This window comes from Enterococcus sp. AZ078 (assembly GCF_051714985.1).
GTDB lineage: Bacteria > Bacillota > Bacilli > Lactobacillales > Enterococcaceae > Enterococcus_B > Enterococcus_B hirae.
On sequence record NZ_JBIOSW010000001.1, the window covers coordinates 814,691 to 841,499 of the forward strand.

28 protein-coding genes are annotated in these 26,809 nt (G+C 37.7%); 26 read left to right on the forward strand and 2 right to left on the reverse strand.

All coding sequences use genetic code 11. The annotated features are described in order from the left end of the window. Window positions 1-2: 2 nt before the first annotated feature. The 19 genes from rpmA to recN all read left to right on the forward strand — a co-directional run bounded on the left by rpmA (window position 3) and on the right by recN (window position 18,265). Entirely contained in the window at window positions 3-296 is a 294-nt protein-coding gene (gene rpmA / locus IGJ18_RS03960; RefSeq protein ID WP_010719806.1) for a 50S ribosomal protein L27, read from the forward strand. Between the two features lie 306 nt (window positions 297-602). Next, on the forward strand, window positions 603-1,712 hold the full coding sequence (locus IGJ18_RS03965) for an acyltransferase family protein (RefSeq protein ID WP_438842925.1): 1,110 nt from the start codon (window positions 603-605) through the stop codon (window positions 1,710-1,712). Between the two features lie 442 nt (window positions 1,713-2,154). Continuing rightward, the gene (locus IGJ18_RS03970) at window positions 2,155-4,980 is read left to right on the forward strand and encodes a sigma 54-interacting transcriptional regulator (protein ID WP_438842926.1); all 2,826 of its coding nucleotides are present in this window, start codon (window positions 2,155-2,157) and stop codon (window positions 4,978-4,980) included. 194 nt (window positions 4,981-5,174) lie between these two features. Then, window positions 5,175-5,666 (forward strand): mannose/fructose/sorbose PTS transporter subunit IIB, encoded by a 492-nt coding sequence (locus IGJ18_RS03975; RefSeq protein WP_010719803.1) that lies wholly within the window; start codon window positions 5,175-5,177, stop codon window positions 5,664-5,666. 98 nt (window positions 5,667-5,764) lie between these two features. Beyond that, window positions 5,765-6,754, forward strand: coding sequence for a mannose/fructose/sorbose PTS transporter subunit IIA (locus tag IGJ18_RS03980; protein WP_010719802.1), 990 nt, complete (start codon window positions 5,765-5,767; stop codon window positions 6,752-6,754). 32 nt (window positions 6,755-6,786) lie between these two features. Further along, the gene (locus tag IGJ18_RS03985; RefSeq protein WP_010719801.1) at window positions 6,787-7,590 is read left to right on the forward strand and encodes a PTS mannose/fructose/sorbose transporter subunit IIC; all 804 of its coding nucleotides are present in this window, start codon (window positions 6,787-6,789) and stop codon (window positions 7,588-7,590) included. Between the two features lie 21 nt (window positions 7,591-7,611). Further along, window positions 7,612-8,526, forward strand: a complete 915-nt coding sequence (locus IGJ18_RS03990) for a PTS system mannose/fructose/sorbose family transporter subunit IID (protein ID WP_010719800.1) — start codon at window positions 7,612-7,614, stop codon at window positions 8,524-8,526. 116 nt (window positions 8,527-8,642) lie between these two features. Next, window positions 8,643-9,017 (forward strand): DUF956 family protein, encoded by a 375-nt coding sequence (locus IGJ18_RS03995; RefSeq protein ID WP_010719799.1) that lies wholly within the window; start codon window positions 8,643-8,645, stop codon window positions 9,015-9,017. Between the two features lie 171 nt (window positions 9,018-9,188). After that, window positions 9,189-9,434 (forward strand): GlsB/YeaQ/YmgE family stress response membrane protein, encoded by a 246-nt coding sequence (locus IGJ18_RS04000; protein WP_010719798.1) that lies wholly within the window; start codon window positions 9,189-9,191, stop codon window positions 9,432-9,434. A 189-nt stretch (window positions 9,435-9,623) separates the two neighbouring features. Further along, window positions 9,624-10,688: a M24 family metallopeptidase gene (locus tag IGJ18_RS04005; RefSeq protein WP_010719797.1), complete on the forward strand. Its 1,065-nt coding sequence runs from the start codon at window positions 9,624-9,626 to the stop codon at window positions 10,686-10,688. A gap of 235 nt (window positions 10,689-10,923) precedes the next feature. Beyond that, window positions 10,924-11,349 (forward strand): Asp23/Gls24 family envelope stress response protein, encoded by a 426-nt coding sequence (locus IGJ18_RS04010; protein ID WP_063626745.1) that lies wholly within the window; start codon window positions 10,924-10,926, stop codon window positions 11,347-11,349. Then, window positions 11,342-11,791, forward strand: coding sequence for a transcription antitermination factor NusB (gene nusB, locus IGJ18_RS04015; RefSeq protein WP_010719795.1), 450 nt, complete (start codon window positions 11,342-11,344; stop codon window positions 11,789-11,791). The genes IGJ18_RS04010 and nusB overlap by 8 nt, the downstream gene beginning before the upstream one ends. A 94-nt stretch (window positions 11,792-11,885) precedes the next feature. Then, on the forward strand, window positions 11,886-12,731 hold the full coding sequence (locus tag IGJ18_RS04020) for a bifunctional methylenetetrahydrofolate dehydrogenase/methenyltetrahydrofolate cyclohydrolase (RefSeq protein ID WP_063626747.1): 846 nt from the start codon (window positions 11,886-11,888) through the stop codon (window positions 12,729-12,731). Further along, window positions 12,732-14,072, forward strand: a complete 1,341-nt coding sequence (gene xseA / locus IGJ18_RS04025; protein WP_207427062.1) for an exodeoxyribonuclease VII large subunit — start codon at window positions 12,732-12,734, stop codon at window positions 14,070-14,072. 5 nt (window positions 14,073-14,077) lie between these two features. Then, window positions 14,078-14,302 carry an exodeoxyribonuclease VII small subunit gene (locus IGJ18_RS04030; protein WP_010719792.1) on the forward strand — a complete coding sequence of 75 codons (225 nt, stop codon included), beginning with the start codon at window positions 14,078-14,080 and terminating at the stop codon, window positions 14,300-14,302. Beyond that, entirely contained in the window at window positions 14,302-15,186 is an 885-nt protein-coding gene (locus IGJ18_RS04035; protein ID WP_342081567.1) for a polyprenyl synthetase family protein, read from the forward strand. Before IGJ18_RS04030 ends, IGJ18_RS04035 begins: the two co-directional genes overlap by 1 nt. A 14-nt stretch (window positions 15,187-15,200) precedes the next feature. Further along, entirely contained in the window at window positions 15,201-16,019 is an 819-nt protein-coding gene (locus IGJ18_RS04040) for a TlyA family RNA methyltransferase (protein ID WP_010738204.1), read from the forward strand. A gap of 99 nt (window positions 16,020-16,118) precedes the next feature. Further along, window positions 16,119-16,568, forward strand: coding sequence for an arginine repressor (argR, locus tag IGJ18_RS04045; protein WP_010719789.1), 450 nt, complete (start codon window positions 16,119-16,121; stop codon window positions 16,566-16,568). A gap of 17 nt (window positions 16,569-16,585) precedes the next feature. Further along, complete coding sequence (recN, locus tag IGJ18_RS04050) at window positions 16,586-18,265, forward strand: DNA repair protein RecN (RefSeq protein ID WP_010719788.1); 1,680 nt, start codon at window positions 16,586-16,588, stop codon at window positions 18,263-18,265. Window positions 18,266-18,487: 222 nt separating this feature from the next. Here recN and IGJ18_RS04055 read toward each other — a convergent pair whose 3' ends face one another. Together IGJ18_RS04055 and IGJ18_RS04060 are read right to left on the reverse strand one after the other, a co-directional pair. Then, the gene (locus tag IGJ18_RS04055; RefSeq protein WP_010719787.1) at window positions 18,488-18,604 is read right to left on the reverse strand and encodes a DUF4044 domain-containing protein; all 117 of its coding nucleotides are present in this window, start codon (window positions 18,602-18,604) and stop codon (window positions 18,488-18,490) included. A gap of 69 nt (window positions 18,605-18,673) precedes the next feature. Next, window positions 18,674-19,630: a magnesium transporter CorA family protein gene (locus IGJ18_RS04060; RefSeq protein ID WP_010738203.1), complete on the reverse strand. Its 957-nt coding sequence runs from the start codon at window positions 19,628-19,630 to the stop codon at window positions 18,674-18,676. A 255-nt stretch (window positions 19,631-19,885) separates the two neighbouring features. Between IGJ18_RS04060 and IGJ18_RS04065 the strand changes: the two genes are divergently transcribed. The 7 genes from IGJ18_RS04065 (at window position 19,886) to murD (ending at window position 26,803) form a co-directional block, all read left to right on the forward strand. Then, entirely contained in the window at window positions 19,886-20,254 is a 369-nt protein-coding gene (locus IGJ18_RS04065; RefSeq protein ID WP_010719785.1) for a DUF3397 domain-containing protein, read from the forward strand. 171 nt (window positions 20,255-20,425) lie between these two features. Further along, a complete protein-coding gene (gene mraZ / locus IGJ18_RS04070) occupies window positions 20,426-20,857 on the forward strand; it encodes a division/cell wall cluster transcriptional repressor MraZ (RefSeq protein ID WP_014834189.1) in 432 nt (143 codons plus the stop codon). A 20-nt stretch (window positions 20,858-20,877) separates the two neighbouring features. Next, window positions 20,878-21,837 (forward strand): 16S rRNA (cytosine(1402)-N(4))-methyltransferase RsmH, encoded by a 960-nt coding sequence (gene rsmH / locus IGJ18_RS04075; RefSeq protein ID WP_053766114.1) that lies wholly within the window; start codon window positions 20,878-20,880, stop codon window positions 21,835-21,837. Between the two features lie 4 nt (window positions 21,838-21,841). Then, window positions 21,842-22,237, forward strand: coding sequence for a cell division protein FtsL (ftsL, locus tag IGJ18_RS04080; RefSeq protein ID WP_010719782.1), 396 nt, complete (start codon window positions 21,842-21,844; stop codon window positions 22,235-22,237). After that, a complete protein-coding gene (locus tag IGJ18_RS04085; RefSeq protein WP_438842928.1) occupies window positions 22,238-24,430 on the forward strand; it encodes a penicillin-binding transpeptidase domain-containing protein in 2,193 nt (730 codons plus the stop codon). It abuts the gene before it with no gap. Between the two features lie 26 nt (window positions 24,431-24,456). Next, window positions 24,457-25,419, forward strand: coding sequence for a phospho-N-acetylmuramoyl-pentapeptide-transferase (mraY, locus tag IGJ18_RS04090; protein WP_010719780.1), 963 nt, complete (start codon window positions 24,457-24,459; stop codon window positions 25,417-25,419). A gap of 13 nt (window positions 25,420-25,432) precedes the next feature. Continuing rightward, window positions 25,433-26,803 (forward strand): UDP-N-acetylmuramoyl-L-alanine--D-glutamate ligase, encoded by a 1,371-nt coding sequence (gene murD / locus IGJ18_RS04095; protein WP_438842929.1) that lies wholly within the window; start codon window positions 25,433-25,435, stop codon window positions 26,801-26,803. Window positions 26,804-26,809: the final 6 nt, after the last annotated feature.

Sequence of the window (26,809 nt, forward strand, 5' to 3'; positions counted from 1 at the left end):
CCATGTTGTTATCAATGAATCTACAATTCTTTGCCCACAAAAAAGGTGGCGGTTCTACATCTAACGGACGCGACTCAGAATCAAAACGTCTAGGTGCTAAACGCGCTGACGGACAAACAGTTACAGGTGGATCAATTCTTTACCGTCAACGCGGTACAAAAATTTATCCAGGTGTGAACGTGGGTATTGGTGGAGACGACACTTTATTTGCTAAAGTTGACGGAGTAGTACGTTTCGAACGTAAAGGCCGCGACAAAAAACAAGTGTCTGTTTATCCAGTAGCTCAAGAAGCTTAATGAACAGTTTGCTCTATCCCTTATTACGTAAAGGATAGAGCTTTTTTTATGACTTTTAATGAAAACGGTTGATAAAAAAGGTGCCTAAACATAAAAATCAATACCATTCTTTACTTTTTTATTCAAAATCCTGTGCTTATCATTAGTTAAAATGGAAATTACATATTAAAAAACGAACGTCATTCTAAATGATCGGTTTGAAAAAAATAAAAAACGTTTCTCGTTTGAAGTATAACAATATATGAGTGGAAAAAATCACTACTATTTGTGAATGGTGTATTGTATACTGGGATTTAAAAAGGAGTGATGAATAAAAAAATGAATTTAAATAACGTTTCAAAGCGTTTGTATAAATGGGACAATTTAAAGGCTTTATTAATTTTCCTGGTTGTAGTAGGTCATTTAATTGATCGAGCGAATCAAAAGAGCGACTTGTTAATGAAAATTAACTATTGGATATATATGTTTCATATGCCAGCATTCATCTTTGTTTCTGGTCTATTCAGCAAGAATACAATTCGTAACAAGGATTTCCGTAAAAGTTTTAGATATCTCAAATGGTTTTTCATTTTAAAAATTATATTTTTGATTAGCACTTTTCTCTTCTCAGGTTCTTTAAGCTTTTCCTTTTTAACAGAAAGCGGACTGCCGTGGTATTGTTTTGCTATTTTTGCTTTTCAATTAATCAGCATGGTTATTGATGGATATGACAAATACTGGGTGCTAGGCATAGCTGTTGTAATTGGTTGTTTGGCAGGATATGATGCAAATTTGGGAGATTTTCTATGTTCTTCAAGAATCTTAACTTTCTTTCCATTTTTTTATGCTGGATACTTAATTGATTATCAAAAAATGTCAAATTATCTAAACAATTTTAAGATCAAGTTGTGCGCGTTGTTCCTTTTGTCAGGAAGTTTTTTTGTCGTTTATTTTAAGTTATATGGCACCTCGCTGACGATGGGATTTTTGACCGGTAGAAATGCTTATGCGAATGTAAGCGAATTAGTAGGTCTTTATGGTGGTTTTTTCCGATTTATTTACTATATTGCAGTCTTCCTTATAATCAGTAGTTTGGTTGCTTTGATAAGTAATAAACGACTGTTTATTACGAGTTTTGGAGAATTATCCTTGATCATATATATGTTGCATATACCTATCGTCAGAATAGTGAATGATAAACTTCATTTGGATTTGTTTATTAAAAGTTTTGGTGTACCGCAGAGTATTACGATTCTAATAGTAACTATATGTATTTTCTTTTTGTGCAGAATGGAGTGGGTTCATAAGCCGTTAAACAAAATTCTCTATTTTAATGTTCCTGAAAAAACAGATAATTTGGTAAAAGGAAATGGGTATTTTAAAAGCTTTTTTTATGACCGTACTTTGACCATACTTGATAGTAAAAATGAAGAATAATTAGATGGTATGATGAGCGTATTATTATAGAAGACAAGTGTTTAGGTTATACGATCGGAGTTAATAAAAGTTCACTAGAAAATATTGAATTGGAAGTGATTGTTTATCCGAGCACTCAATAAACAGAATAAATTGAATAAACAATGAACTAAACTCAATGAAAAAAGTTCTCTCTTGTTGATTAAGAGGAGAGCTTTTTTTGTCTGTGTTTCATTACAATAGATAAAATGGTTTATCGGCGCAAGCACTTCGATCCGATCATTTTAAAGAAAAGCTTTAAGTTGAAGGGGACGTTTTTGGATAATTCTAATGAGGCAAAGAGTAGCTGATCCAGTCAATACTTCTTTTAATAAGAGATATTTACTGTAAATAGTTGACGAAATGGAATTAAATTTATAGTATTATGTTTTGAAGCCAGTTAATGAAAAAGGGGCGAAACCAAATGGCGAAGCGCATTGATCGAATTTATACGTATGTCAAAGAAAAAACGGCTCATCTAAAACCGATTGAATATGATCAAGGGGTCACAACGAAAGAGATAGCTGAGGTTTTAGGAATCCAACGGACCAATAGTAGTAAAGATTTGAATCAGTTGGTACGTGAAGGAAAATTGTTGAAAACCGATGGACGACCTGTACGTTACATATATCAAAAAAATGTTGCCTATGAACAACCGACCGCCAAACATGTCATAAGCTATAAAGAAGAAAGAGTACCAGTAGAAAAAGCAAGGATTCAGATTGATACGAAAGATATTTTTGCTAAGATCATTGGCGCAAATGGGAGTATGAAAAACTCGGTTGAGCAAGCGAAAGCCGCCATTTTATATCCGCCGAGAGGTCTGAATTGTTTGATCACTGGACCAACTGGATCGGGGAAAACCTACTTTGCACATGCGATGTTTCATTTTGCCAAAGCCAATCACGTCATTAGTGAAGACAACGAGTTGATCGTCTTTAACTGTGCCGACTACGCTAATAACCCGGAATTATTGATGAGTCACTTGTTTGGGTATGTCAAAGGTGCTTTTACTGGAGCAGAAGAGGAAAAAACCGGAATCATTGACCAAGCAGATGGAGGAATGTTGTTCCTAGATGAAATTCACCGGTTACCACCTGAAGGGCAAGAAATGATCTTTTACTTCATGGATCATGGTACCTATAGTCGATTAGGAGAAACAACAAAATCTCATGAAGCAAATGTTCGGATCGTGGGAGCGACAACTGAGGACCCTGGTTCTTCTCTATTAGAGACCTTTGTTCGAAGAATACCGATCAATATCAAGTTGCCATCTTTTGAAAAACGCCCTGCAAATGAAAAAATCGACCTGGTTAAAATTATGATCGCCCATGAAGCCAACCGTATCCAGCGGCAAATTTCGCTAACTGAAGATGTTGTTAAAGCGTTGATCGGTAGTGTAACCTATGGGAACATCGGTCAGTTGAAATCGAATATCCAATTGATTTGCGCTCGTGGTTTTTTAAATCATATCAATTCTCCAGAAATCTCGATTACGATCGATGATTTGACGGAAGGGATTAGAAGTGGATTGATCCAATTAGCAAGTAATCGAGTAGCGATGTCCGAACTATCGAAGCTATTGGAGCCTAAAATTACGGTGTACCCTAACGACACAATCATGAAGATTCAATCTGATTCTTATGAACTACCCTATAACCTTTATGACATTATTGGGGACAAAGCAGCACTATTAAAGTCTGACGGATTAGATCAAGAAGCCATCAATCATTTTATTTCAACGGATATCAACATCCATTTGAAATCTTTTTACAAGGATCATGGATTCTCGTTCAATGCCGATAATAAACTAGCTGAGTTTGTTGATCCTAAAATCATCGAAGTCACCAATCAAATATATATAATGGTAAAAAATGCTTTGCCATATGAGTTTCAGCAAAATTTTATCTACGCAATGAGTCTGCATATCAGTTCTTTTTTAAAAAGAATCAATATCGGTGAAGAGCGCCATACGAATGATAATATACGTGAAATGGCAATTGATTTTCCGGTGGAATATGAAGTAGCGAAAGAAGTTAGAAAGTATATTGAGGAGTATTTCCAAGTAACGATTCCAGATAGCGAAGATTACTATCTCACTGTCTTGCTTGTGTCGCTAAGGGCAAATCAAGCAAGCGGTCGTATTGGGGTAGTCGTGGCAGCTCATGGTAATAGTACAGCAAGCAGCATGGTTCAAGTGGTCCAACAATTATTAGATGCAGACAATGTACGAGCGGTCGATATGCCATTGGATATGGATCCTAAAACGGCGCTTAGTCGGATCGAACGAATGGTGCAAGAGGTGGATGAAGGCAGTGGAACGATCTTATTAGTGGATATGGGTTCGCTTGCTTCATTTAATTCTCAGATTCAGCGAGATACAGGAATTCCTGTGCGGACAGTTGACATGGTGACGACCTCTTTGGTATTAGAGACGGTTCGCAAAGTTTCTGTGTTAGGTACGGATTTAGATATGTTATACGATTCCTTGAAAAATTTCCGTGGTTATGCAGAAATTTCGATGGAAAAAACACCTGAACCGACCGCACTCAGAAAAAAAGCCATCTTAGCTATTTGTGCATCTGGTGAAGGAACCGCACAACGAATCAAAGAATTGATCGAACGTTCTGTAAGTAAACGGCAAGATGTCGAGTTGACTGTTTTGGCACTCTCTGTTTTAGAATTGGAAAAAGAATTGCCTAAATTAATCGAAAATTACCAAGTCATTGCGACTACTGGAATTACAGATCCGCAGATTGCTGCGCCATTTATTCCATTGGAGCGGTTTATCGATCAAAATATCGAGTTGATTTTAGATCAATTATTACTTGAGGCAGAATTAGATGAAACAGAAGAAGTGCCATTGAGTGAAGAAACTGCAAAACAGACTTGTGTGAAATTTATTGAACAAAATTTTACATTTATCAATGGAACCAAATTGATTGATCCTTTATGGAATTTTAGTGATCAAGTGTCTGAGAAGCTATCGATTGAGAATCATGGATATAGTTTTAAAATCAATTTAGTTTTACACACAGTGGGGATGATTGAACGGATTTTATTAAACGAGCCATTGAATGTTGAATCAGACGAACTGGAAAAAGCGATGGAAGATCCATTGTTTTCGTCTATCCAACAATTGTTATCCCCGTTGGAAAAGACCGTCAGATTTGAAACACCTTCATCTGAAGTTTATTATTCATTAAAGCTGATTCGTAATGAATTGGCAAAAAATGAATACACTAAATGAAAAATACACAAAAAAGATACACTGTTATTAGTGTATCTTTTTGTGTATTGCTTCGAAACGCCTTAAAACCCTTTAGTGTATTGATAAAAAGTTGGCACGGTTCTTGCTTTTATATAAATGTGCCAATAGATGGTTATACACACAGAAAATGAGAGGGGTTTCTGTGAAGTAGTTTAACAAAAGGAGATTTGCTGATGGATATTCGGTTAGCGCGTATAGATGATCGTTTGATCCATGGACAAGTTGCAACGGTCTGGTCAAAATTGACCGGCGTGGAACGCATCATTGTTATTAGTGATTTAGTAGCCCAAGATAAATTGAGAAAGTTTCTTTTAAAAGAAGCTGCTCCACCAGGGATCATCGCAAATGTGATCACGGTGAAAAAAATGATTCAAGTTTATCAAAGCGGTTTACTAGCAACGACGAAAGTGATGCTTTTATTCACTAATCCTCAAGACGTTGAGAAAATTGTCTTAAGTGGTGTACAGCTGGATTCATTGAATATCGGTGGGATGAGTTTTTCTGAGGGGAAGACGATGATCACAAATTTTGTGTCAGTCGACCATAAAGATATTGCATCGTTCCAATTCTTGAATCAGCAAGGTGTAGAATTAGAAATTCGCAAAGTACCCGCAGATAGAAAGATCCTTTTGATGGAATTACTAGCAAAAGCCAAAAAGGCATAATATTGTTGTTGGAAAATGGTCAAATTCATCTGTTGTAATGGTTAGCAATTATTTTAATATTTGATTTGTTACAACAAAAAGAAGTAGGAGGTATAAATATGGTAGGGATTATCCTTGCAAGTCATGGACAATTTGCTGAAGGTATCTTGCAATCAGGTTCAATGATTTTTGGCGAACAAGAAAACGTCAAAGCAGTCATTTTAAAACCAAGCGAAGGTCCAGATGACTTGAGAGCCAAATTAGAAGAGGCTGTTGCTTCTTTTGATAATCAAGACGAAGTATTGTTCTTAGTTGATTTATGGGGCGGAACACCGTTCAATCAATCAAACACATTGTTTGAAGAACACAAAGACAAATGGGCAATTGTTAGTGGTTTGAACTTGCCTATGTTGATCGAAGCTTATGCGTCACGTTTTTCAATGGAATCTGCTCAAGAAATTGCAGCACATATCATTGAAACAGCAAAAGATGGTGTGAAAGTGAAGCCAGAAGAGCTTGAACCACAAGAAGCACCAAAAGCAGAAGTTTCTGATGGACAACCTAAAGGTGCATTACCTGAAGGAACAGTAGTTGGCGACGGTAAGATTAAATATGTTTTAGCACGTGTTGACTCACGTTTATTACATGGTCAAGTTGCTACTGCATGGACAAAAGCTGTTCAACCAAATCGGATCATCGTTGTTTCAGATGCTGTATCAAAAGATGATTTACGTAAGAAATTGATCGAACAAGCTGCTCCTCCAGGGGTTAAAGCAAACGTTATCCCAATTTCTAAAATGATCGAAGTTGCTAAAGATCCAAGATTTGGGAATACAAAAGCTTTGCTATTGTTTGAAAATCCTGAAGACGTGTTGACAGCTGTTGAAGGCGGCGTTGACATCCAAGAATTAAACGTAGGTTCAATGGCCCACTCAGTTGGGAAAGTTGTCGTAAGTAAAGTTTTATCAATGGGCCCTGAAGACGTAGAGGCATTTGAAAAACTAGAAAGCAAAGGAGTTAAATTTGATGTACGTAAAGTACCAAATGACTCTCGCGACAATATGGACGAAATTCTTAAAAAAGCTAAGTCTGAATTATCTAAAGCATAATTCAAAAAACTAATATTTATAGGAGGCTTATCATGTCTATTATTTCAATGATTTTAGTCGTATTCGTTGCCTTTCTAGCAGGGATGGAAGGGATTCTGGATGAATTCCAATTTCATCAACCTCTAGTGGCATGTACATTAATAGGTTTAGTAACAGGTAACCTTGAAGCAGGTATCGTATTAGGTGGTACTCTTCAAATGATCGCTCTTGGCTGGGCAAATATCGGAGCTGCTGTAGCACCAGATGCTGCATTGGCATCAGTTGCATCTGCAATTATTTTAGTATTAGGTGGTCAAGGTGTTCGAGGCGTTCCATCAGCTATTGCTATCGCAGTACCACTTGCTGTTGCTGGTTTGTTCTTAACAATGATCGTACGTACAATCGCTGTTCCTATCGTTCACTTGATGGATGCTGCTGCTGAAGAAGGTAACATCCGCAAAGTTGAAATGTGGCACATCATTGCAGTATGTTTACAAGGTATCCGTATTGCAATTCCTGCTGGAGCATTATTATTCATCCCAGCTCAAACTGTTCAATCTTTCTTAGAATCAATGCCTGCATGGTTAACAGACGGTATGGCTATTGGTGGGGGAATGGTTGTTGCTGTAGGTTACGCATTAGTAATCAACATGATGGCAACTAAAGAAGTATGGCCATTCTTCGTTATCGGTTTTGTTGTAGCTGCAATTACTCAATTAACATTGATTGCCCTAGGTGCTTTAGGTGTTGCTTTAGCTCTTATCTACTTGAACCTTTCTAAAATGGGAGGCTCTTCAAATGGTGGCGGAGGAAGCAACTCAGGTGACCCTCTAGGCGACATTTTGAATGACTATTAATCTTGAAGGAGGAAAATAAAAATGGCAGAAGAAAAAATTACTTTATCTAAAAGAGACCGTTTAGCTGTTGCATGGCGTTCTACCTTCATTCAAGGTTCATGGAACTATGAACGTATGCAAAATGGTGGTTGGGCTTTCTCAATGATCCCAGCAATCAAAAAATTATACAAAACGAAAGAAGAGCGCACAGCAGCTCTTAAACGTCACTTAGAATTTTTCAACACACATCCATATATTGCTTCACCTATCTTGGGTGTTACGCTAGCATTAGAAGAAGAACGCGCAAATGGCGCTCCTGTTGACGATGTAGCGATCCAAGGGGTTAAAGTTGGTATGATGGGACCTCTTGCTGGTGTTGGTGACCCAGTATTCTGGTTTACTGTTCGTCCGATGTTAGGAGCTCTTGGTGCTTCTCTAGCAATGGGTGGTAATATTCTTGGACCAATCATCTTCTTCTTAGGTTGGAACATTATTCGTTGGTCATTCATGTGGTATACACAAGAATTTGGTTACAAAGCTGGTTCTAAAATCACAGATGATTTATCTGGTGGATTATTGCAAGACGTAACAAAAGGTGCATCTATCTTAGGGATGTTCGTATTAGCCGCCTTAGTACAGCGGTGGGTATCGATTAAATTCTTGCCAGTTGTATCAACTGTTAAGTTAGATAAAGGTGCTTACGTTGAGTGGGATAAATTACCTGCTGGTGGCGAAGGAATCAAGAGTGCTTTTGAACAAGTAAACAGTGGTCTAGCACTTAGTCCTGAAAAAGTAACAACTTTACAAGATAACTTAGATCAATTGATCCCAGGGTTAGCTGCTTTAGCATTGACATTACTATGCATGTGGTTATTGAAGAAAAAAGTTTCTCCAATTGTCATTATCTTAGGTCTATTCGTTGTCGGTGTAGTTGGCCATGTTGTTGGTCTTTTATAATAAGAATCTAGCTCGGGCGTAGCCCCGAGCTTTTTTTATCAAAAAGTGGATGCTACTTGAGATTTCAACATTGAAACGATAGTATACTAGATAGATAAAATAATAGGAGTGATTAAATGGTTCAATCAATCAATACAAAAGTTGATTTGGTAATTGATGCCACTGCGTTTACTGGTTTGACTGATTATGGGAAAATCATGATTGGAGACCGAGGATTCGAATTTTATCATGCAAGAGACACTCGGAAATTTGTTCAAATCCCTTGGGAAGAGATTGATTACGTCATCGCATCCGTTATGTTCAAAGGAAAATGGATTCCGCGCTATGCCATTCAAACAAAGAAAAATGGTACATATACATTTTCTTCTAAAGAACCCAAAAAAGTACTTCGCGCTATCAGAAAATACGTAGATCCTAGTCGTATGGTTCAATCCTTGAGCTTTTTTGATGTAGTGAAACGTGGTGTCAAAAGTATCTTCAAACGCAAGTAGAAAAACACGAATGGATGCTCTTCGCAGCATGTCATTCGTGTTTTGTTTTGTGTTTCGCTTTTTCTTTTGTGTGCGTGTCATTATCTAGGTCAGCTTCAACGCTGGTTCAATCATTTGCTCCTAATAATTTTCCTATGCTAGAATGAAACTGTAAAGAAGGAGGTTATTAGTATGGGTTGGATATGGACTTTAATCGTTGGTGCAGTCATCGGAGCCATTGCTGGAGCAATTACCAGTAAAGGAAATTCTATGGGTTGTATCACAAATATCATTGCTGGATTGATTGGTTCAAGTATCGGTCAAGCAATTTTTGGTAACTGGGGACCACATGCAGCTGGTATGGCACTTATTCCATCAATTTTAGGCGCAGTTATTTTAGTGGCAGTTGTTTCATTCTTTTTTGGGAAACGATCATAATCAAATAGATTAACGCTTAGCCAATAGTTTTGCAGATAGAAGTAAATAGTTAAGGCAGATCTGAAACTGATTTGTCTTAACTATTTTTGTTTTACTAAGTTTATTAAGAAAATTTGTTTTATCTGCTGTGTCAGAAAGAAAATTTGCTATAATAGAAAAAAGAGAGCAAAGAAAGAAGGAATTTCATTTATGATGCTACGAGTAGAAAAATTGCGTAAAAAAATGCAAGAAGAAAATTTAGATTCATTTTTGATCACTAGTCCATACAATCTTCGTTATTTGACTAATTTTACTGGTACGACAGGCTTAGCGGTCATCACATTGGAAAAAGCCTTTTTTATTACTGACTTTCGTTATACCGAGCAAGCAGCAGCTCAAGCTCAAGGATTTGAGATCATCAAAAATGTAGGACCGATTTTTGAAGAAGTAGCTGACTTAGTTCAAAAAGAAGGACTACGTGAACTTGGTTTTGAAGAAACAACTGTTTCCTTCTTAGAATATTCGGTATTAGAAGAGATCATTGATGCGCAACTGATTCCTATTTCGGGCATGATTGAAGAACTTCGAGAAATCAAAGACGAAGAAGAAATTGCGATTATTGAAAAAGCTTGTAGTATTGCAGATTTGGCATATGACCATATTCTCAAGATGATTCAACCGGGAATGACAGAGATCGAAGTTGCCAACCAATTAGATTTTTATATGCGTTCACTAGGAGCGTCAGGTGTTTCTTTTGAAACAATCGTTGCTAGTGGTTTACGCTCAGCTATGCCGCATGGAGTTGCTAGCAAAAAAATCATTGAACAAGGCGATTTGATCACAATAGATTTTGGATGCTACTATGAAGGTTATGTTTCTGATATGACACGAACATTTGCGATTGGTGACCCAGGAGAACAATTAAAAGAAATTTATCAAATCGTTCTTGAAGCCCAGCTAGCAGTTCTGGAAGTAGCTAAACCAGGAGTTACCGGTAAGCAACTAGATGCTGTAGCTAGAGATTACATTACGAAACATGGTTATGGCGAAGCTTTTGGACACTCAACAGGACATGGAATTGGCTTAGAGATCCATGAAGGACCCAATGTTTCAGTTCGAGCTGAGAAACAATTTGTTCCAGGAAATATTATTACCGACGAACCAGGCATTTACTTACCAGGTATCGGTGGCGTTAGAATCGAAGATGATTTATTGATTACTTCTGATGGAAATCGCGTGTTGACGCATTCACCAAAAGAGTTGATTATTTTATGATGAGCGTAGCCTAAAGCATCATTCACTCAGACTTTGTTATAGAAAATCACTTGATTTAATGATACACTATAGAAGACAGCAAGCTTTGAAAACAAAGCGTAATTTGTTTGAGAAAAAGACTCTCAAATAGGCAAGTGAACAGTTTACCTTTATACGTTTCGAATGAAGAATAAGTGAAAGAACGGTTCATTCGTAGGCAACAATCTGTGTAGAGGCAAAAGGAGGAATAGATAAAATGGCAGAGGACAAAAATTTAATTTTGAATGCGACTCAAGAGCTTGGTGAAATTGTCATTGCGCCAGAAGTCATTGAAGTGATTATTGGTATCGCTGCTTCAAAAGTAGAAGGCGTTTATGGGATGCGTGGAACATTTGCCAGCAACGTAACGGAATTATTAGGGCGTGCAGCGCATGGTAAAGGTGTCTATTTAGTAAATGATGAAGATGGGTTAAAAGTAGATCTTTATTGCTATTTAGAATATGGGGTTTCTGTTCCCAGAGTAGCGATGGAAATGCAAGAACGCGTGAATCAGCAAGTTCTTTTCATGACAGACATTGCTTTAGCAGAAGTCAATGTTCATGTGGTAGCAGTCGTACCGGAAAAACTAGAACAACCAGCAATTGAAGAACTTTTTGAAGACGAAGAGGAAGAAAATGAATAAAGAATTATCAAGACACGAAATTCGTGAAATGGCTTTACAAGCATTATTTCCATTAGATTTTAATGCTGATTTGACCAAAGAAGACGCAATTTTCCATGCAATTGAGTTGGATCACAAAGAAATGATCAATGAAGAGGAGTCAGAGTTTGTTCCTGTTTATTTAGATACATTGGTTGGCGGTGTGTGTGCGAAAAAAGGCGAATTAGACCAAACCATTGAGAAGCACCTCAAAGGAAACTGGCGCATCAATCGTATCTCTAAGATGGATTTGATCATCTTGCGTATCGCCATCTTTGAAATGAAGTACATTGAAGATGTACCATCCGCAGTCGCATTGAATGAAGCCATTGAATTAGCCAAAACTTTTAGTGATGATCAATCACGTAAGTTTGTCAACGGTGTATTATCTAATGTTTTAAAAGAGATTGAAGCTGGGGCATAGTCCCAGCTTTTTTCTATGAAAACAAGGAAACGGGTTCTAAAAGCTTGTTTATCTATGGTAGAATGAAAGCACAAAAAAATCTGGGAGTGATCGTATGGCAGAATTGATTAATGGAAAAGAACTAGCTGAAAAAATGCAAGCAGAGATTGCGATAAAAGTGAGCGAATTAAAAACAAAATCGATCTCCCCCGGATTGGTCGTTTTATTAGTAGGAGAAAATCCAGCCAGTCAGGTTTATGTACGTAATAAAGAGCGTTCCGCAAAATCAATCGGGATCCATTCAAAAGTTGAACGTTACCCAAGCACGATCTCTGAAGAAACGTTGTTAGCTGAAATCGAAAAATATAATCAAGACCCAAATTTTCACGGGATTCTTGTTCAGTTGCCATTGCCAAAACACATTGATGAAGAAAAAGTCTTATTAGCAATTGATCCTAAAAAAGATGTAGATGGTTTTCATCCAATGAATTTAGGACGATTATTAGCTGGTAACCCGGATAAGATTCCTTGTACGCCATATGGCATCATGAAAATGTTCGCAGCTTATGATATCGATTTGGCAGGGAAGCGGGCGCTGGTGATCGGACGTAGCAATATTGTAGGGAAACCAATGGCACAATTATTATTGATGGCAGATGCTACAGTAACGATTGCTCATTCAAAAACGGCTAACCTTGCTGAACTTGCAAAAGAAGCTGATATTTTAGTCGTAGCGATTGGGCGAGGCCATTTTGTTACTAAGGAATTTATCAAACCAGGCGCAGTGGTGATCGATGTTGGTATGAATCGTGATGAGCATGGGAAATTGATCGGTGATGTAAAATTTGATGAAGTAGAACCTTTAGCAAGCTATATCACTCCAGTGCCTAAAGGAGTAGGACCTATGACGATTACGATGCTGATGTATCAAACCGTGCTGGCTGCTGAAGCAGGTGAGTAGATGACACAAGAATATTTAACAGTAACCACATTAACCAAGTATTTAAAAAGGAAATTTGATGTAGACCCTTATCTTGAAAGGGTCTATTTAACAGGTGAAATCTCGAATTTTCGTTTGAGAGCAAATGCACATCAATATTTTAGTTTAAAAGATGACCATGCGAAAATCTCAGCAATCATGTTCAAAGGTGCATTTCAAAAATTACGTTTTCAACCTAAAGAAGGGATGAAAGTATTAGTTGTCGGACGGATTTCTCTTTATGAAGCTTCTGGTTCTTATCAGATTTACGTTGAACACATGGAACCTGATGGTGTAGGAGCGCTATATCAAGAATTAGAAGAACGAAAAGAAAAATTGCGAAAAGAAGGTCTTTTTAAGCCGGAACATAAGCAAGCTCTTCCACGTTTTCCAAAAAGAATTGCAGTTTTGACCAGTCCAAGCGGTGCAGTTATCCGAGATATCATCACAACTGTCAAAAGACGTTACCCCATCGCCCAACTCGTCCTATTCCCAACGGTGGTGCAAGGAAATCAAGCAGCTGACAATATCGTTGAAAATATCCGTCGTGTTGAAGAACTGGGAGATTTCGACACGATGATCATTGGACGTGGCGGCGGATCGATTGAAGACTTGTGGCCATTTAATGAAGAAAGAGTAGCACGTGCCATTTTTGAGGCACGAACACCTGTGATTTCTTCAGTTGGACATGAGACGGATACTACTATTGCTGATTTAGCAGCAGATGTACGAGCAGCCACACCGACGGCGGCAGCTGAATTAGCTGTTCCTGTTTTATCTGAAGTATTGTTGAAGCTGAAAGAACGGCAAGCAAGGCTTGAACAGGCCTTTTTGCGTCAAATTCAACGCAAACAAGAACGTTTTGAACGAGCAAAACAATCATATGTTTTCCGTCAACCGGAACGTCTGTATGAAGGACAAACAATTAAGCTTGATCAGTTCAAACAGCGCTTGTTCCAAGCGACACAACAAATTTATCATTTGAAAGAAAAACAAACGGTTCGTTTGAACCATCAGTTGGTACAAGTTGCACCGACTTATCGAGTGAAATCTGCCAAGCAAGAAACAGACTACTTAGAGAAGCGGTTAGCTGAAAAAATGGAACAATATATGCAGAGCCAGCAGCAACGTTTCCAACAAGCGATTCAATCATTAGATTTGCTTAGTCCGTTGAAAATCATGGGGCGAGGATACAATTACACAACAATCGAAGGTCGTGTCGTGAAAAGTGTGACAGAGATGAAGCCTGAGGATACGATCACGATCCATTACCAAGACGGACAAGTGAATGCTACGGTACAAGAAGTAGAAGAAGGAGAATGATCAATATGGAAAATCCGACATTTGAGGAATCATTACAAGAATTAGAAAAAATTGTCATGGAATTAGAACAAGGTGATGTACCTTTAGAATCTGCTTTAGATGCTTTTAAACGAGGAATGGAATTAAGTAAGCATTGCCAAGATACTTTAACTAAAGCTGAAAAAACCTTGACGAAAATGATGTCAGAGGCAAATGAAGAAGTTACTTTTGAAGGAAATGAGGAAGCATAATGAAGTTGGCTGATTTTTCAACGATCCATCTATCTTCTGTAGAAGAAGAAATTTTTTCTTTTCTAAATGACTACACTTCTGATGAACAGTTGAAAGAAAGTATGCTTTATTCCGTTCGCGCTGGAGGCAAACGGATTCGTCCTTTGCTTTTACTTAGTACAGTAGCTGCGTTTGGCGAATCGATCAATACAACAACTTATCAAGTAGCAGCTGCTTTGGAAATGATCCACACGTATTCGTTGATTCACGATGATCTTCCGGCAATGGACAATGATGATCTACGCCGCGGGAAACCAACAAACCATAAAGTCTACGGGGAAGCACTGGCTATTTTAGCAGGAGATGGGTTATTGACAGGTGCCTTTCAACTCATCAGTATGGCTCATTTAGCGCACTCACCAAAACTTTTACTGCTGCAACAATTAGCAATCAATGCGGGAACCCAAGGGATGGTTGCTGGTCAAGCAGCGGATATCGAGGGAGAAACAAAACAATTAACATTAGAGGAATTAATGTTTATCCACGAAAGAAAAACTGGTCGCTTGATGCACTACGCTTTATTAGCGGGAGGAGTTTTAGCAAATCAACCGGAGGAAGTTTTAGCTAGCCTACAAAAATTAGCCAGTCATCTAGGCCTTGCTTTTCAAATCCGTGATGATCTGCTCGATGTGGTTAGCACGACTGAAGTATTAGGTAAAACAGCTGGTAAAGATGCTAAAATGGAAAAAACGACTTATCCAGGTTTATTAGGTATCGAAGAAACAAAAAGCGCACTTGAAAATGAGATTGATGCGGCGAATCGAATGATTGATCAGTTAGAACAAACGGTGTGTTCATTTGATGGGCAACTTTTACGTCAATTAGTTCAGCAATTCAGTGTATAGAAATGGAGAAAAAAATGGAAAAAGAACGCGTAGACGTTTTAGCAGTCAAACAAGGCTTGTTTGAAACGAGAGAGCAAGCCAAACGTTCAGTTATGGCTGGTTTGATCTATAACGAAAAAAATGAACGTTTCGATAAGCCAGGGGAAAAAATCCCTGTAAGTAGTGAATTACAGATCAAAGGCAAAAAATTACCTTATGTTTCTCGTGGAGGATTGAAATTAGAAAAGGCACTAAAGGTCTTTGATTTATCTGTAGAAGGTAAAATATTATTGGATATTGGAGCATCAACGGGTGGTTTTACCGATGCGGCTTTACAAAATGGTGCAAAAATGAGTTATGCTCTGGATGTTGGGTATAATCAATTAGCTTGGAAAATCAGACAAGATGAACGAGTTGTAGTAATGGAAAGAGCGAATTTTCGTTATGCCAAACCAGAAGATTTTCAAGAAGGAACCCCAGAGATTGCCGTCATCGATGTATCATTCATTTCTTTACGTTTGATGTTAGTGCCATTACACGAAATTTTAGTTGACGGTGGCGAAGTGATTGCTTTGATCAAACCACAATTTGAAGCGGGGAAAGAAGCAGTTGGCAAGAATGGGATCGTTCGTGACCCTCAAACGCATGTACAAGTGATTGAGGATATTTTACACTTTGCTGCGATGCATGGGTATGATGTATTAGATTTAAGTTATTCGCCAATAACCGGTGGAGAGGGGAACATTGAATTTTTAGCCCATTTGAAAAAAGTTTCTGATCAAGGAACGTTATCTCCAGATGTGGCGCCCGAAAAGATCGTCCAAGAAGCCCACAACCAGTTTAACCACAAATAATGACGGGTAAGCAATAAAGAAGACAGCGGATTCTTCTTTATTAAGCGTTTGAAATAAGCTATCATAGTAAGGAAGAATACGTAAAGGAGCGAAGAACGTATGCGAAAAAAAGATCGGCATCGTTTGATTACCCGGCTACTAAATGAAAATGATATCAGAAAACAAGAAGAATTTGTGGAGATCCTGAAAAACAAAGGGATTTCAGTGACCCAGGCAACGATTTCCAGAGATATCAAAGAACTCAAACTCATCAAAGTTCCTGCAGCTGATGGAGGTTATCGCTATAGTCTTCCTGCAGAAACTACTGAAGACGTTAGTACGAAATTAGAAAAGTTATTGAAAGATGCATTTGTGGCTGTTGATCAAATGGAAAAGTTTGTCATTTTAAAAACTTTACCAGGCAACGCTTCTGCTGCGGCTAATTTAATTGATAAACGATATAAAAAAGAATTGTTTTCCATCATTAATGATGACGATAATGTGTTGATGATCACACGAACAGAAGAAGATGCAGTTGCATTGAAAATGGATTTTTTACATTACCTTTGAGTTGAGGAGTGGTTGCCTTGTTACAAGAGATCAGTATTACTAATTTTGCGATTATTCCGGAATTGCATTTGTCTTTCCATAAAGGAATGACAGCTCTAACTGGCGAGACTGGGGCAGGTAAATCGATTATCATTGATGCCCTTGGATTACTGGCTGGTGGTAGAGGCTCCAGTGATTATATTCGCCAAGGAGCCGATAAGTGTATCTTAGAAGGGTTGTTTGAATGGCCAAGTCAAGAAGGATTTACTGAATTGATGGAAGAACTGGGCATCGAATCAGATGGTGATAACTTGATTGTTCGTCGTGATATGGCATTAACGGGTAAAAATGTCTGCCGAGTCAATGGACATATTGTTACGCTGGCAAACCTTAGAAGGATCGGAAGTTATCTAGTTGATATTCAAGGACAAAATGAACACCAGGAGCTATTACAACCAGAAGCCCATTTAAATTTATTGGATCGTTTTGGTGATCGTACTTTTCAACAACAAAAGAAAAAATATCAAAAAGAGTATGCTATCTATCGTGAGCTCGAACGAAAAATGCGGAAAGTCCAACAAAATGAAAAATCATTTGTTCAACGGATCGACATGCTTCATTTTCAACAAGAAGAAATCGCAGCAGCTGATTTACAAGTTGGCGAAGAAGAACAGTTAAGCGAGGAAAGAGAAAAATTAAGCAATTATCAAAAGATCGTGGATAGTTTTGCTAGTGGTTATAGTGCATTGAGTGCGGGAGAACCCAGTAGTGTGGATAACGTTGGTTTAGCTGTTTCTGAACTACAAAGCATTGCTCATCTAGATAATGAATATGAAGCAATCGTTGAGAATGTTCAAAGTGCTTATTATTTACTTCAAGATGCCATTGGTGACATGAGTCGCCAAATCGATCTGCTGGAATTGGATGAAAACCGATTAGAAGAAGTCAATCAACGGCTTGAATTGATTCGTCAGTTGAAACGCAAATATGGGGAGTCAGTGGAAGCAATCCTTGATTATTACGAAGAAATCACTAAAGAACTGGATTCTTCTGATTTCTCAGAAGGTCAACTAGAAAAAATGCAACTGGAATTAACTAAAAAAGAAACGTTCTTGCAAGAACAAGCATTAGCACTGCATAAAACAAGAAAAAAAATCGCTAAAGAACTAGAAAAATCAATCTTAACGGAATTAAAAAGTCTATATATGGAAAACACGGAGTTTGAAGTCCGTTTTTCATCTGAAAAAAATGGACAATTAGATGCTAATGGATTGGACCAAGTGGAATTTTACATAACCACAAATCCTGGAGAACCATTGAAGCCATTAGTAAAAGTTGCCTCGGGTGGGGAACTATCACGTATGTTGTTGGCGTTAAAAACTATTTTTTCTTCAGAACAAGGTGTGACTAGTATCATTTTTGATGAAGTGGATACAGGAGTAAGCGGTCGAGTTGCCCAAGCGATTGCAGATAAGATCTCACAGATCTCATGTCACTCACAAGTTTTGTGTATTACCCATCTACCGCAAGTCGCTGCAGTTGCCGATTTTCAATACTATATTCAAAAAGAAGTCATTGATGGGCGTACCCAAACATCGGTTACCGAACTACAACCCACACAACGAGAAACCGAAATTGCCCGAATGTTAGCTGGAAGTGAAATTACCCCACTAACAGTCGAGCATGCCAAAGAATTATTACGCTTAGCAAGTAAATAGAAAAATAGGTAGAAGCCTGAGCATTCTAAGAGAAGAGGATATCTTAGAATGAACAGTTATTTGACTCAGAGATGCTACTTGTATGGCAGCAACTAAAACGACACTTGGCTTTCTTATAAAAAACGAACCATTAGCAAGCGAACATTCTTTCCTAGCAGGGTAATAAACAAGTCCCGCACTTCTTTTTAGGAAGTGCGGGACTTATTGGTTTTTAAGCCATTCTTACATGACACTCATAACTGCAGTCAAGACAACTGAACCAATCGTTAAGATCAACATGGTCCAAACAACGAATTTAGTGATTTTTGAAAAAGTACTTGTTTGTTTATTCTCGCGCATAATTTTTACCTCGAAATTTTTTAGTTGTCTTTAGTTTAACTCCTTTTACTTTTCTTCACAAGGGGACGGTTACAAAAACTTTCCCTTTTTTAAATAATAAGCAGTAGCGATACTGATAAAAATCATCAGTAGAATAATCCATAAAAACGCATCGTCCCTTCCTGCAATAGGAAGCTTGATATTCATTCCATATAGACTACCAATGATGGTCGGGATCGTTAAGATGATCGTTAGAGAAGTTAAAATTTTCATAATATTGTTTAGATTATTAGAAACAATCGCTGAAAAGGTTTGATTCATTTGTTCAACTAGTTTTAATTGAATTCGAGCGGTAGTGCGTGATTGTTCGGTTTCAATAATCACATCATGGAGATGATTTTTTAAAGCGTGGTTTTCTTGAATCGTTTTGTTTTTTACTAAGGTTTTTAAAGTGGTCAAGTTAGCCGTTGTTGCTTCTTTGAAATAAACCAAGCTTTTTTGGATATCCATGATTTGATACAGTTGACTATTTTCTGTTGAGACACGCAATTGTTTTTCCAAGACATCGCATTGTGATTGTAAGGTGCTGAGATAAGTATTGTAGGAAAAAGTAATTTGCCACAATAATTGCATGAAGATATTTAAGTTGGCTGGTAAATCATTTTCAGCAAAAGCTTGACTAAATACTTTTTTCAAAAAGAGTGGTTCATGATTCGTAATTGTGATAAGCTTTTTTTTAGGTGTCACAATAATAGAAAAAGGGTAAGTATCTACTTGAAAATAGCCGCTTGGGCTTGTTTTTGGAAACGGGTATTGCAATAATAATAACGCTGGTTTTGTTAATTTGGTCTGATTAAATTCTTCTTCTCGTGAATTTTCAGCATCGTCTAAAATAGAAGTAATGTAATCAGACGGAATTTGAAATTGGTGTGTGATTTGCTGGATTTCATCTTCACTCGGACGTTCGACGCAATACCAAATCGTATCTGCTGTTTCTTTTTGAGTATTGACCAATTGTCGATCCTCGATAGAAAAATACTTGATCATTTTTGAACCTCCTAATACGCTCTTTCATCTATTATAACGAATATCAGAATAGAACACAGTGAAAGAGCTTGGAAAATGGGATTGGCTAGGAACAGGAAAAAGGTAGTATTAAAGGAGTGGACTCATACAATTTGGATTAGATTTTTATCTAAGAAGTAAAAATAGTAGAAAACTTTATAAATTTAAAATAAATGAAATAGTTGTGTAAAATACATCAGGTATACTTGAACCAACTATGAAAGGGAGTTTTGTTAGATGGGCACTTTTACGCCACTTGTTTTATTTTGGTATATCTTTCCAGCCATCGTGTTGTTTGGCTGTAATTTTTTAGTGAAAATTTTTTCATTAGATCGTCGTTTTAAAATCAAAGCGCCTGATCTTGCCGTTCCTTTTTTATGGGGAGGGATGCATGCATTGTCACGCAATTCTGCGACAGTTTCCTTCCTGCCTTTCTTTATGATTTCACTTTTGTTGATGGCGATTTGTATCGCTGTATTCCAGGCGTATTACTATGATGAAATTATCTATTCACGTTATCTTAAAATGACTTGGCGTTTAGCTTTCTTGTTAACAAGTGGTTTTTATGTCGTTTTAATCGTCTTAAATCTTCTCTCGTATCTTTGATAAAAAGCCAATCAAGCTGTAAAAAGACTTTTTAAAGACTTTTTACAGCTTGATTCTTAAAATTTTTTTTACTAATAAAAAAGTTATTCTCTGATTTCCCATAAAAGGTGGTAGAAAGTGGGGGATTGTGGTAGACTAATTTTAGTTAGTGGAGAGATGGGGGTAGTTTCAATGTTCATGGGCGAATTTCGGCATAATATTGATACAAAAGGTCGTATGATCGTACCTTCAAAACTTCGTGAAGAGTTAGGTGAACAATTCGTTCTCACGCGTGGATTAGATGGCTGTCTTTTTGGCTATCCAATGAAAGAGTGGGCGAATTTAGAAACAAAACTGAACGACATGCCTTTAGCGAAAAAAGATGCTCGAACTTTTGTGCGTTTTTTTTACTCGGCGGCCACTGAATGTGAATTAGATAAACAAGGACGAATCAACATTCCCAGTACATTAAGAAACTACGCTGCTTTAACGAAAGAATGTGTTGTCATTGGTGTATCCAATCGAATCGAGATTTGGGATGAGGCACGATGGCAAGAATTTTCTGAAGTGGCAGCAGAAAACTTTGATGAAATTGCTGAAAATATGATTGATTTTGGACTATAAGAATAGGAAGAGGCTGACTAATGACTGAGACATTTCAACACTATACAGTCATGTTGAAAGAAACGGTAGATGGCTTGAACATCAAACCAGATGGCATTTATGTAGACTGTACACTAGGCGGTGCCGGACATAGTGAATATCTTTTGAGCCAATTAAATACAAACGGGCACCTTTATGCATTCGATCAGGATCAAAAAGCCATTGATCATGCAAAAGTACGGTTAGCCCCATACATTGAAAAAGGTATGGTTACTTTTATCAAAGCGAATTTTCGTGAATTAGAAGCAAAGATAAAAGAGCATGTTCCTCAAGTCGATGGTATTTTGTATGATTTAGGCGTATCTTCTCCACAATTAGATGAAGCTGAAAGAGGTTTTAGTTATCATCAGGATGCTCCTTTGGATATGCGTATGGATCAATCAGCACCTCTGTCAGCGTATGACGTTGTTAATGAGTATTCCTATAATGAATTAGTAAAAATCTTCTTTCGTTATGGCGAAGAAAAATTTTCTAAACAAATTGCTCGAGAAATTGAACGAGTTAGAAAAATCCATCCGATCCAAACAACTGGTGAATTAGTAGAAATCATTAAAGATGTGATTCCTGCACCAGCAAGAAGAAAAGGTGGACACCCAGCTAAACGAATTTTCCAAGCAATAAGAATTGCAGTAAATGATGAATTAGGTGCAGAAGAAGCTTCATTAGAACAGGCGATTCGGCTATTAAAAATCAATGGAAGAATCAGTGTGATCACCTTCCATTCATTAGAAGATCGGATTGTCAAAAGTATGTTCAAAGAATACAGTACCGTTCAAGATTTACCACCCGGATTACCGGTTGTTCCTGAAGAATTTCAGCCAGAGCTGAAGTTGATTAATCGAAAACCGATTCTTCCATCAGAAGAAGAACTAAGTGAAAATAATCGATCACGTAGTGCAAAATTACGGATTGCTGAAAAAATACGAGTGAAAGAGGAGTAGCGTAATGGCAGAATTAAAAAAAGTCCAAGAATATCCATATGATTTACCAGAAGTGGTTGATCAACCAGAACAACAATTGCCAGATTCAAATCAAGAAATCGTACGCCCTCAATCACCGGCTAAACGCCTAAAACATATTTCTGTTTTAGAAAAATTAGCAGTAGTAAGTATTATTTTTTCAGTGATCGCACTATGTGTCTTAACAGTCATGTTACGAACAAATATCAGTGGTGTCGAAAAAGCAATCACAACGATTCAAACAGAAATCACTCAAAAAAACCAAGAAAAAACTAGTTTAGTACAGGAAAAAAATGAATTATCACGTACTGAACGAATCAAAAAAATCGCAGAAGAAAAAGGGTTGTCAATCAATGACGACAATTTAAGGAAAGTGAAGTAAATGAGTCTTAAAAATAAATTCCGGCGGTTTATGGAAAAGAAAAATCTAAATCCGACGAACAATCGCAAAAAAGTAGGTATCATTTTATTTGCTACGAGTATTGGATTGTTCTTTTTATTTGCCGTTCGTTTTTCTTATATCGTGATCGGTGGTCACGTGGCAGGAACCTCTTTGGCAGAAAAGACCGAACAACTTTACAAAGGGAGCGAGGTCGTAAAAGCAAAACGAGGAACGATCTATGATCGGAATGGGGTCGCTTTGGCAGAAGATGCCACTTCTTACTCAATCAAAGCAATCCTTTCAAAAACTTATACTTCTGGTGACAAAAAATTGTATGCCGAAGAAAAGAACTTTGACAAAATCGCCGAGATACTAAATAAAAATCTCTCTATAGAAAAGAACGATGCCTTACAAATCTTAAAAGATGGCGCCAAAAATAATCTATATCAAGTTGAATTTGGTTCTTATGGAAAAAATATCAGTCAAGAGACCAAACAGAATATAGAAGACGATATGAAGAAAGCAGGAGTAGTCGGTCTGTATTTTGAAGATCATCCCGCACGGATGTATCCTAACGGCGAATTTGCTTCCCACTTTATCGGCTATGCTGTTCCAGATAAAAATGAAAATGGCTTAGTTGGAAAGCTCGGACTAGAAGCTGCTTATAATGATATTTTAAGTGGTAAAAATGGGAAGATCGTTTACCAAAAAGACAACTACCAAAATCCTCTACCAGGAACAGTGGCAGAAGAAGTGAAAGCAGTTGACGGACAAGATATCTATACGTCGTTGGATAGTCGTTTACAAAGTTATCTTGAAACGCTTATGGATCAAGTGAATGAAGAATACCAGCCAGAAGAATTAACAGCCATGTTGATGAAAGCGAAAACTGGAGAAATTCTAGCAATGGGTCAACGACCTACTTTTAATCCTGAAACGATGGAAGGCTTAACCGGCAAGGATGCTGTTTGGCGTAATTTCTTAGTGCAAGATAGCTATGAGCCTGGTTCAACTATGAAAGTCTTCACGACTGCAGCAGCGATCCAAGAAGGGAAATTCAATGAGAATGAAACGTACCAATCTGGGAAAATAAAAGTTGCTGATGCGACGATCAACGACCACGATTTTGGAGCAAAAGGAGTTCTTACGATGCGACAAGCGTTATCTTGGTCAAGTAATGTTGGGATGGTAATGCTAGAGCAACGAATGGGCGGTACTTGGTACAACTACCTACAAAAATTAGGTTTTGGTCAAAGTACTCATTCAGGTTTAGATGATGAAGTAAATGGTGCTTTGCCAACAGAAAATATCGTTGACCGCGCAATGAGTTCTTATGGGCAAGCGATTGGTGTTACAAATTTCCAAATGATGAAAGCTTTCACTTCCGTCGCAAATAATGGAACAATGATCCAACCACGCTACATCAGTAAAGTTGTAGATCCTGCAACGAATGAAGAGCGTACAACGCAAACGGAAGTTTTAGGGCAACCATTTTCAAAAGAAACGACCGAAAAAGTACGAGAATATATGCGTGACGTAGTTGAAAGCGAAAATTACGGTAGTGCATATGGGGTATATAGTGTGCCGGGTTATAATGTTTCAGCTAAAACTGGTACGGCACAGATTGCTTCTGATAAAGGTGGGTACCAAACTGGCGATACAGCGTACTTATATTCCATCGTCGAAATGGTTCCATCTGAAGATCCAGAGTATGTTTTATACATTACGATGAAACATCCTAAGACTTACGATCGAATGGCTTTAGCTAAAATCGCTAATCCATTGATGAAACGTGCGATGGACTTCCAAGAAAGTGAAGAAGAAAATTCACCAGAAGCAAAAACAGAAAAAATCACTGTAGCAGATTACCGTAATCTAAGTGCTGACGTTGCCGCAGCAGATGCACAGAAAAGTGGATTGCAACCTATCGTTGTAGGTGATGGGAAAAAAGTGAAGAAACAATCTACTGCAAATGGTGATCAATTGATTTCTGGCGAAAAACTGATCTTGTATACAGGCGGAGAAAAGCTAATGCCTGATGTCACCGATTGGTCCAAAGCAGATATTATGAAGTTAGGGAAAATCTTAGGGGTTGAAGTCACCTTCCATGGCGATGGTTACTGTAAGGAGCAAAGTTTAGCACCCTATGAAAAAATCACTGATAAAAAATTAAGTTTTACATTAGAAGAATAAGAATAGAATTGGGAGAGAAAAAGAGTATGGAGTGGACACAAGCATTGATTCCTATCGTTAGTAGTTGTGCAATGACTATTGCAGCAATGCCACTATTTATTGGGTATTTTCAAATGAAAAAACAAGGGCAAGCGATTCGTGAAGAAGGACCAAAATGGCATAATGTAAAAGCCGGAACTCCAACGATGGGTGGATTGGTGTTTTTAGTTGCAGCAATATTAACCGGAATTTGGGTTGGCGCTTGGCAAAATCAGTTGACGCCTACTCTTTTCATCCTACTATTTGTTTTAGCTTTATATGGTGTGATCGGATTTTTAGATGATTTCATTAAAATCTTTAAAAAACGAAACATGGGGCTAAACTCTAAACAAAAACTGCTAGGGCAGATCATTGGCGGGATCATTTTTTATCTTGTCTATCGTTCAGAAGGCTATCCTGGTACGTTAAATTTCTTTGGCATAGAGTTGCCACTTGGACTATTCTATGGGGTATTTGCTATTTTCTGGCTTGTTGGTTTTTCAAACGCGGTTAATCTGACAGATGGGATTGACGGATTAGTCGCTGGACTAGGAACGATCTCTTTTGCAACGTACGGGATCATTGCTTGGCATCAGCAACAATATGATGTCTTAGTTATTTGTTTAAGTGTGCTTGGTGGGTTACTTGGCTTTTTTGCTTATAATCGTAAACCAGCCAAAATATTCATGGGCGATGTTGGTTCTCTGGCATTAGGTGGATTATTGGCAGCAATTTCTATTATGCTAAACCAAGAGTGGACATTGTTATTAGTTGGTTTGATTTATGTTATGGAGACAGCAAGTGTGATGCTTCAAGTTACTTCTTTCAAATTAACAGGAAAACGTATCTTCAAAATGTCTCCTATCCATCATCATTTTGAAATGTGTGGTTGGTCGGAATGGAAGATCGACATCATTTTTTGGTTAGTAAGTATTGTAACTTCTTTAATAACACTATGGTTCATTTGGTAGGAGATGACAGGAAATGAAAAAAATTTCAACATATGAAAACAAAAAAGTCCTTGTTCTTGGATTAGCGAAAAGTGGATTTAGTGCGGCCAAACTGTTACATGAGTTGGGCGCACTTGTCACTGTTAATGACGGAAAGCCGTTTGATGAAAATCCAGAAGCACAAGAGTTGCTATCACTGGGAGTCAAAGTGATTGCTGGAAGCCATCCAATTGAATTATTGGATGAAGAATTTTCTTTGATGGTGAAAAATCCGGGGATTCCGTATAGTCATCCATTTGTTCAAAAAGCACAAGAACTGGGTATTCCGGTAATTACGGAAGTGGAATTAGCTTACGAGGTAGCGGAATGTCCGATTATTGGGATTACAGGAACGAATGGTAAAACAACAACAACAACTATGACAGGCTTGTTATTGAACGCTGGTGATTTGCCAGGAACAGCTCGCCTAGCCGGAAATATCGGTTATCCAGCTAGTAGTGTGGCGCAAGAAGCAACAGCTGACGATAAAATCGTTATGGAACTATCTAGTTTCCAATTGATGGGAATCACTGATTTTCGTCCCCATGTAGCAGTAGTAACCAATATTTATGAGGCTCATATCGATTACCACAAAACGAGAAAAGAATATGTAAAAGCAAAATGGCATTTACAACAGAATATGACAGAGAAAGATTATTTGATCTTGAATTGGAATCAAGAAGAGCTAAGAGAACTCAGTAAAAAGACTAAAGCAACGGTGTTGCCTTTTGCGACGGAACAAAAACTACCTAAAGGTGCCTATTCTTTAGATGGTAGTATCTACTATAACCAAGAACAAATCATGGACATTACAGAATTGGGTGTTCCTGGTTCACACAATGTTGAGAACGCACTAGCTGCCATCTCAGTTGCTAAATTATATGGTATCTCAAATGAAGCGATCAAAAATGCTTTACACCATTTCCATGGAGTACCGCATCGTACACAGTATGTGGGGGAATTTCAAGGAAGGAAGTTTTATAACGATTCAAAAGCAACTAATATTTTAGCTACTAAAATGGCATTAAGTGGTTTTCAGTTAGATCAATTAGTATTAATCGCTGGAGGTCTGGATCGGGGAAATTCATTTGATGAGTTGATACCAGCTTTAAAAGGCATCAAAGCGTTGATCACTTTTGGGGAAACTCAAAATAGATTAGCAGATGCGGGCAAGAAAGCAGGTATCCCTGTGATCAAGACAGCTGAAAACGCAGAAGCCGCTGTACCGATCGCCCTTGAATTGAGTGAAGAGGGTGATTCGATCTTATTGTCACCAGCAAATGCAAGTTGGGATCAATACCCTAATTTTGAAATTAGAGGCGAACGGTTTATGGAAGCTGTCAATAAACTAACTATACAAAAGTAGAAACGA

Bases quoted from the DNA above. Each gene is read 5' to 3' on its own strand.
- rpmA (WP_010719806.1), top strand. From the start codon at position 3: ATGTTGTTATCAATGAATCTACAATTCTTTGCCCACAAAAAAGGTGGC.
- IGJ18_RS03965 (WP_438842925.1), top strand. From the start codon at position 603: ATGAATAAAAAAATGAATTTAAATAACGTTTCAAAGCGTTTGTATAAA.
- IGJ18_RS03970 (WP_438842926.1), top strand. From the start codon at position 2,155: ATGGCGAAGCGCATTGATCGAATTTATACGTATGTCAAAGAAAAAACG.
- IGJ18_RS03975 (WP_010719803.1), top strand. From the start codon at position 5,175: ATGGATATTCGGTTAGCGCGTATAGATGATCGTTTGATCCATGGACAA.
- IGJ18_RS03980 (WP_010719802.1), top strand. From the start codon at position 5,765: ATGGTAGGGATTATCCTTGCAAGTCATGGACAATTTGCTGAAGGTATC.
- IGJ18_RS03985 (WP_010719801.1), top strand. From the start codon at position 6,787: ATGTCTATTATTTCAATGATTTTAGTCGTATTCGTTGCCTTTCTAGCA.
- IGJ18_RS03990 (WP_010719800.1), top strand. From the start codon at position 7,612: ATGGCAGAAGAAAAAATTACTTTATCTAAAAGAGACCGTTTAGCTGTT.
- IGJ18_RS03995 (WP_010719799.1), top strand. From the start codon at position 8,643: ATGGTTCAATCAATCAATACAAAAGTTGATTTGGTAATTGATGCCACT.
- IGJ18_RS04000 (WP_010719798.1), top strand. From the start codon at position 9,189: ATGGGTTGGATATGGACTTTAATCGTTGGTGCAGTCATCGGAGCCATT.
- IGJ18_RS04005 (WP_010719797.1), top strand. From the start codon at position 9,624: ATGATGCTACGAGTAGAAAAATTGCGTAAAAAAATGCAAGAAGAAAAT.
- IGJ18_RS04010 (WP_063626745.1), top strand. From the start codon at position 10,924: ATGGCAGAGGACAAAAATTTAATTTTGAATGCGACTCAAGAGCTTGGT.
- nusB (WP_010719795.1), top strand. From the start codon at position 11,342: ATGAATAAAGAATTATCAAGACACGAAATTCGTGAAATGGCTTTACAA.
- IGJ18_RS04020 (WP_063626747.1), top strand. From the start codon at position 11,886: ATGGCAGAATTGATTAATGGAAAAGAACTAGCTGAAAAAATGCAAGCA.
- xseA (WP_207427062.1), top strand. From the start codon at position 12,732: ATGACACAAGAATATTTAACAGTAACCACATTAACCAAGTATTTAAAA.
- IGJ18_RS04030 (WP_010719792.1), top strand. From the start codon at position 14,078: ATGGAAAATCCGACATTTGAGGAATCATTACAAGAATTAGAAAAAATT.
- IGJ18_RS04035 (WP_342081567.1), top strand. From the start codon at position 14,302: ATGAAGTTGGCTGATTTTTCAACGATCCATCTATCTTCTGTAGAAGAA.
- IGJ18_RS04040 (WP_010738204.1), top strand. From the start codon at position 15,201: ATGGAAAAAGAACGCGTAGACGTTTTAGCAGTCAAACAAGGCTTGTTT.
- argR (WP_010719789.1), top strand. From the start codon at position 16,119: ATGCGAAAAAAAGATCGGCATCGTTTGATTACCCGGCTACTAAATGAA.
- IGJ18_RS04055 (WP_010719787.1), bottom strand. From the start codon at position 18,604: ATGCGCGAGAATAAACAAACAAGTACTTTTTCAAAAATCACTAAATTC.
- IGJ18_RS04060 (WP_010738203.1), bottom strand. From the start codon at position 19,630: ATGATCAAGTATTTTTCTATCGAGGATCGACAATTGGTCAATACTCAA.
- IGJ18_RS04065 (WP_010719785.1), top strand. From the start codon at position 19,886: ATGGGCACTTTTACGCCACTTGTTTTATTTTGGTATATCTTTCCAGCC.
- mraZ (WP_014834189.1), top strand. From the start codon at position 20,426: ATGTTCATGGGCGAATTTCGGCATAATATTGATACAAAAGGTCGTATG.
- rsmH (WP_053766114.1), top strand. From the start codon at position 20,878: ATGACTGAGACATTTCAACACTATACAGTCATGTTGAAAGAAACGGTA.
- ftsL (WP_010719782.1), top strand. From the start codon at position 21,842: ATGGCAGAATTAAAAAAAGTCCAAGAATATCCATATGATTTACCAGAA.
- IGJ18_RS04085 (WP_438842928.1), top strand. From the start codon at position 22,238: ATGAGTCTTAAAAATAAATTCCGGCGGTTTATGGAAAAGAAAAATCTA.
- mraY (WP_010719780.1), top strand. From the start codon at position 24,457: ATGGAGTGGACACAAGCATTGATTCCTATCGTTAGTAGTTGTGCAATG.
- murD (WP_438842929.1), top strand. From the start codon at position 25,433: ATGAAAAAAATTTCAACATATGAAAACAAAAAAGTCCTTGTTCTTGGA.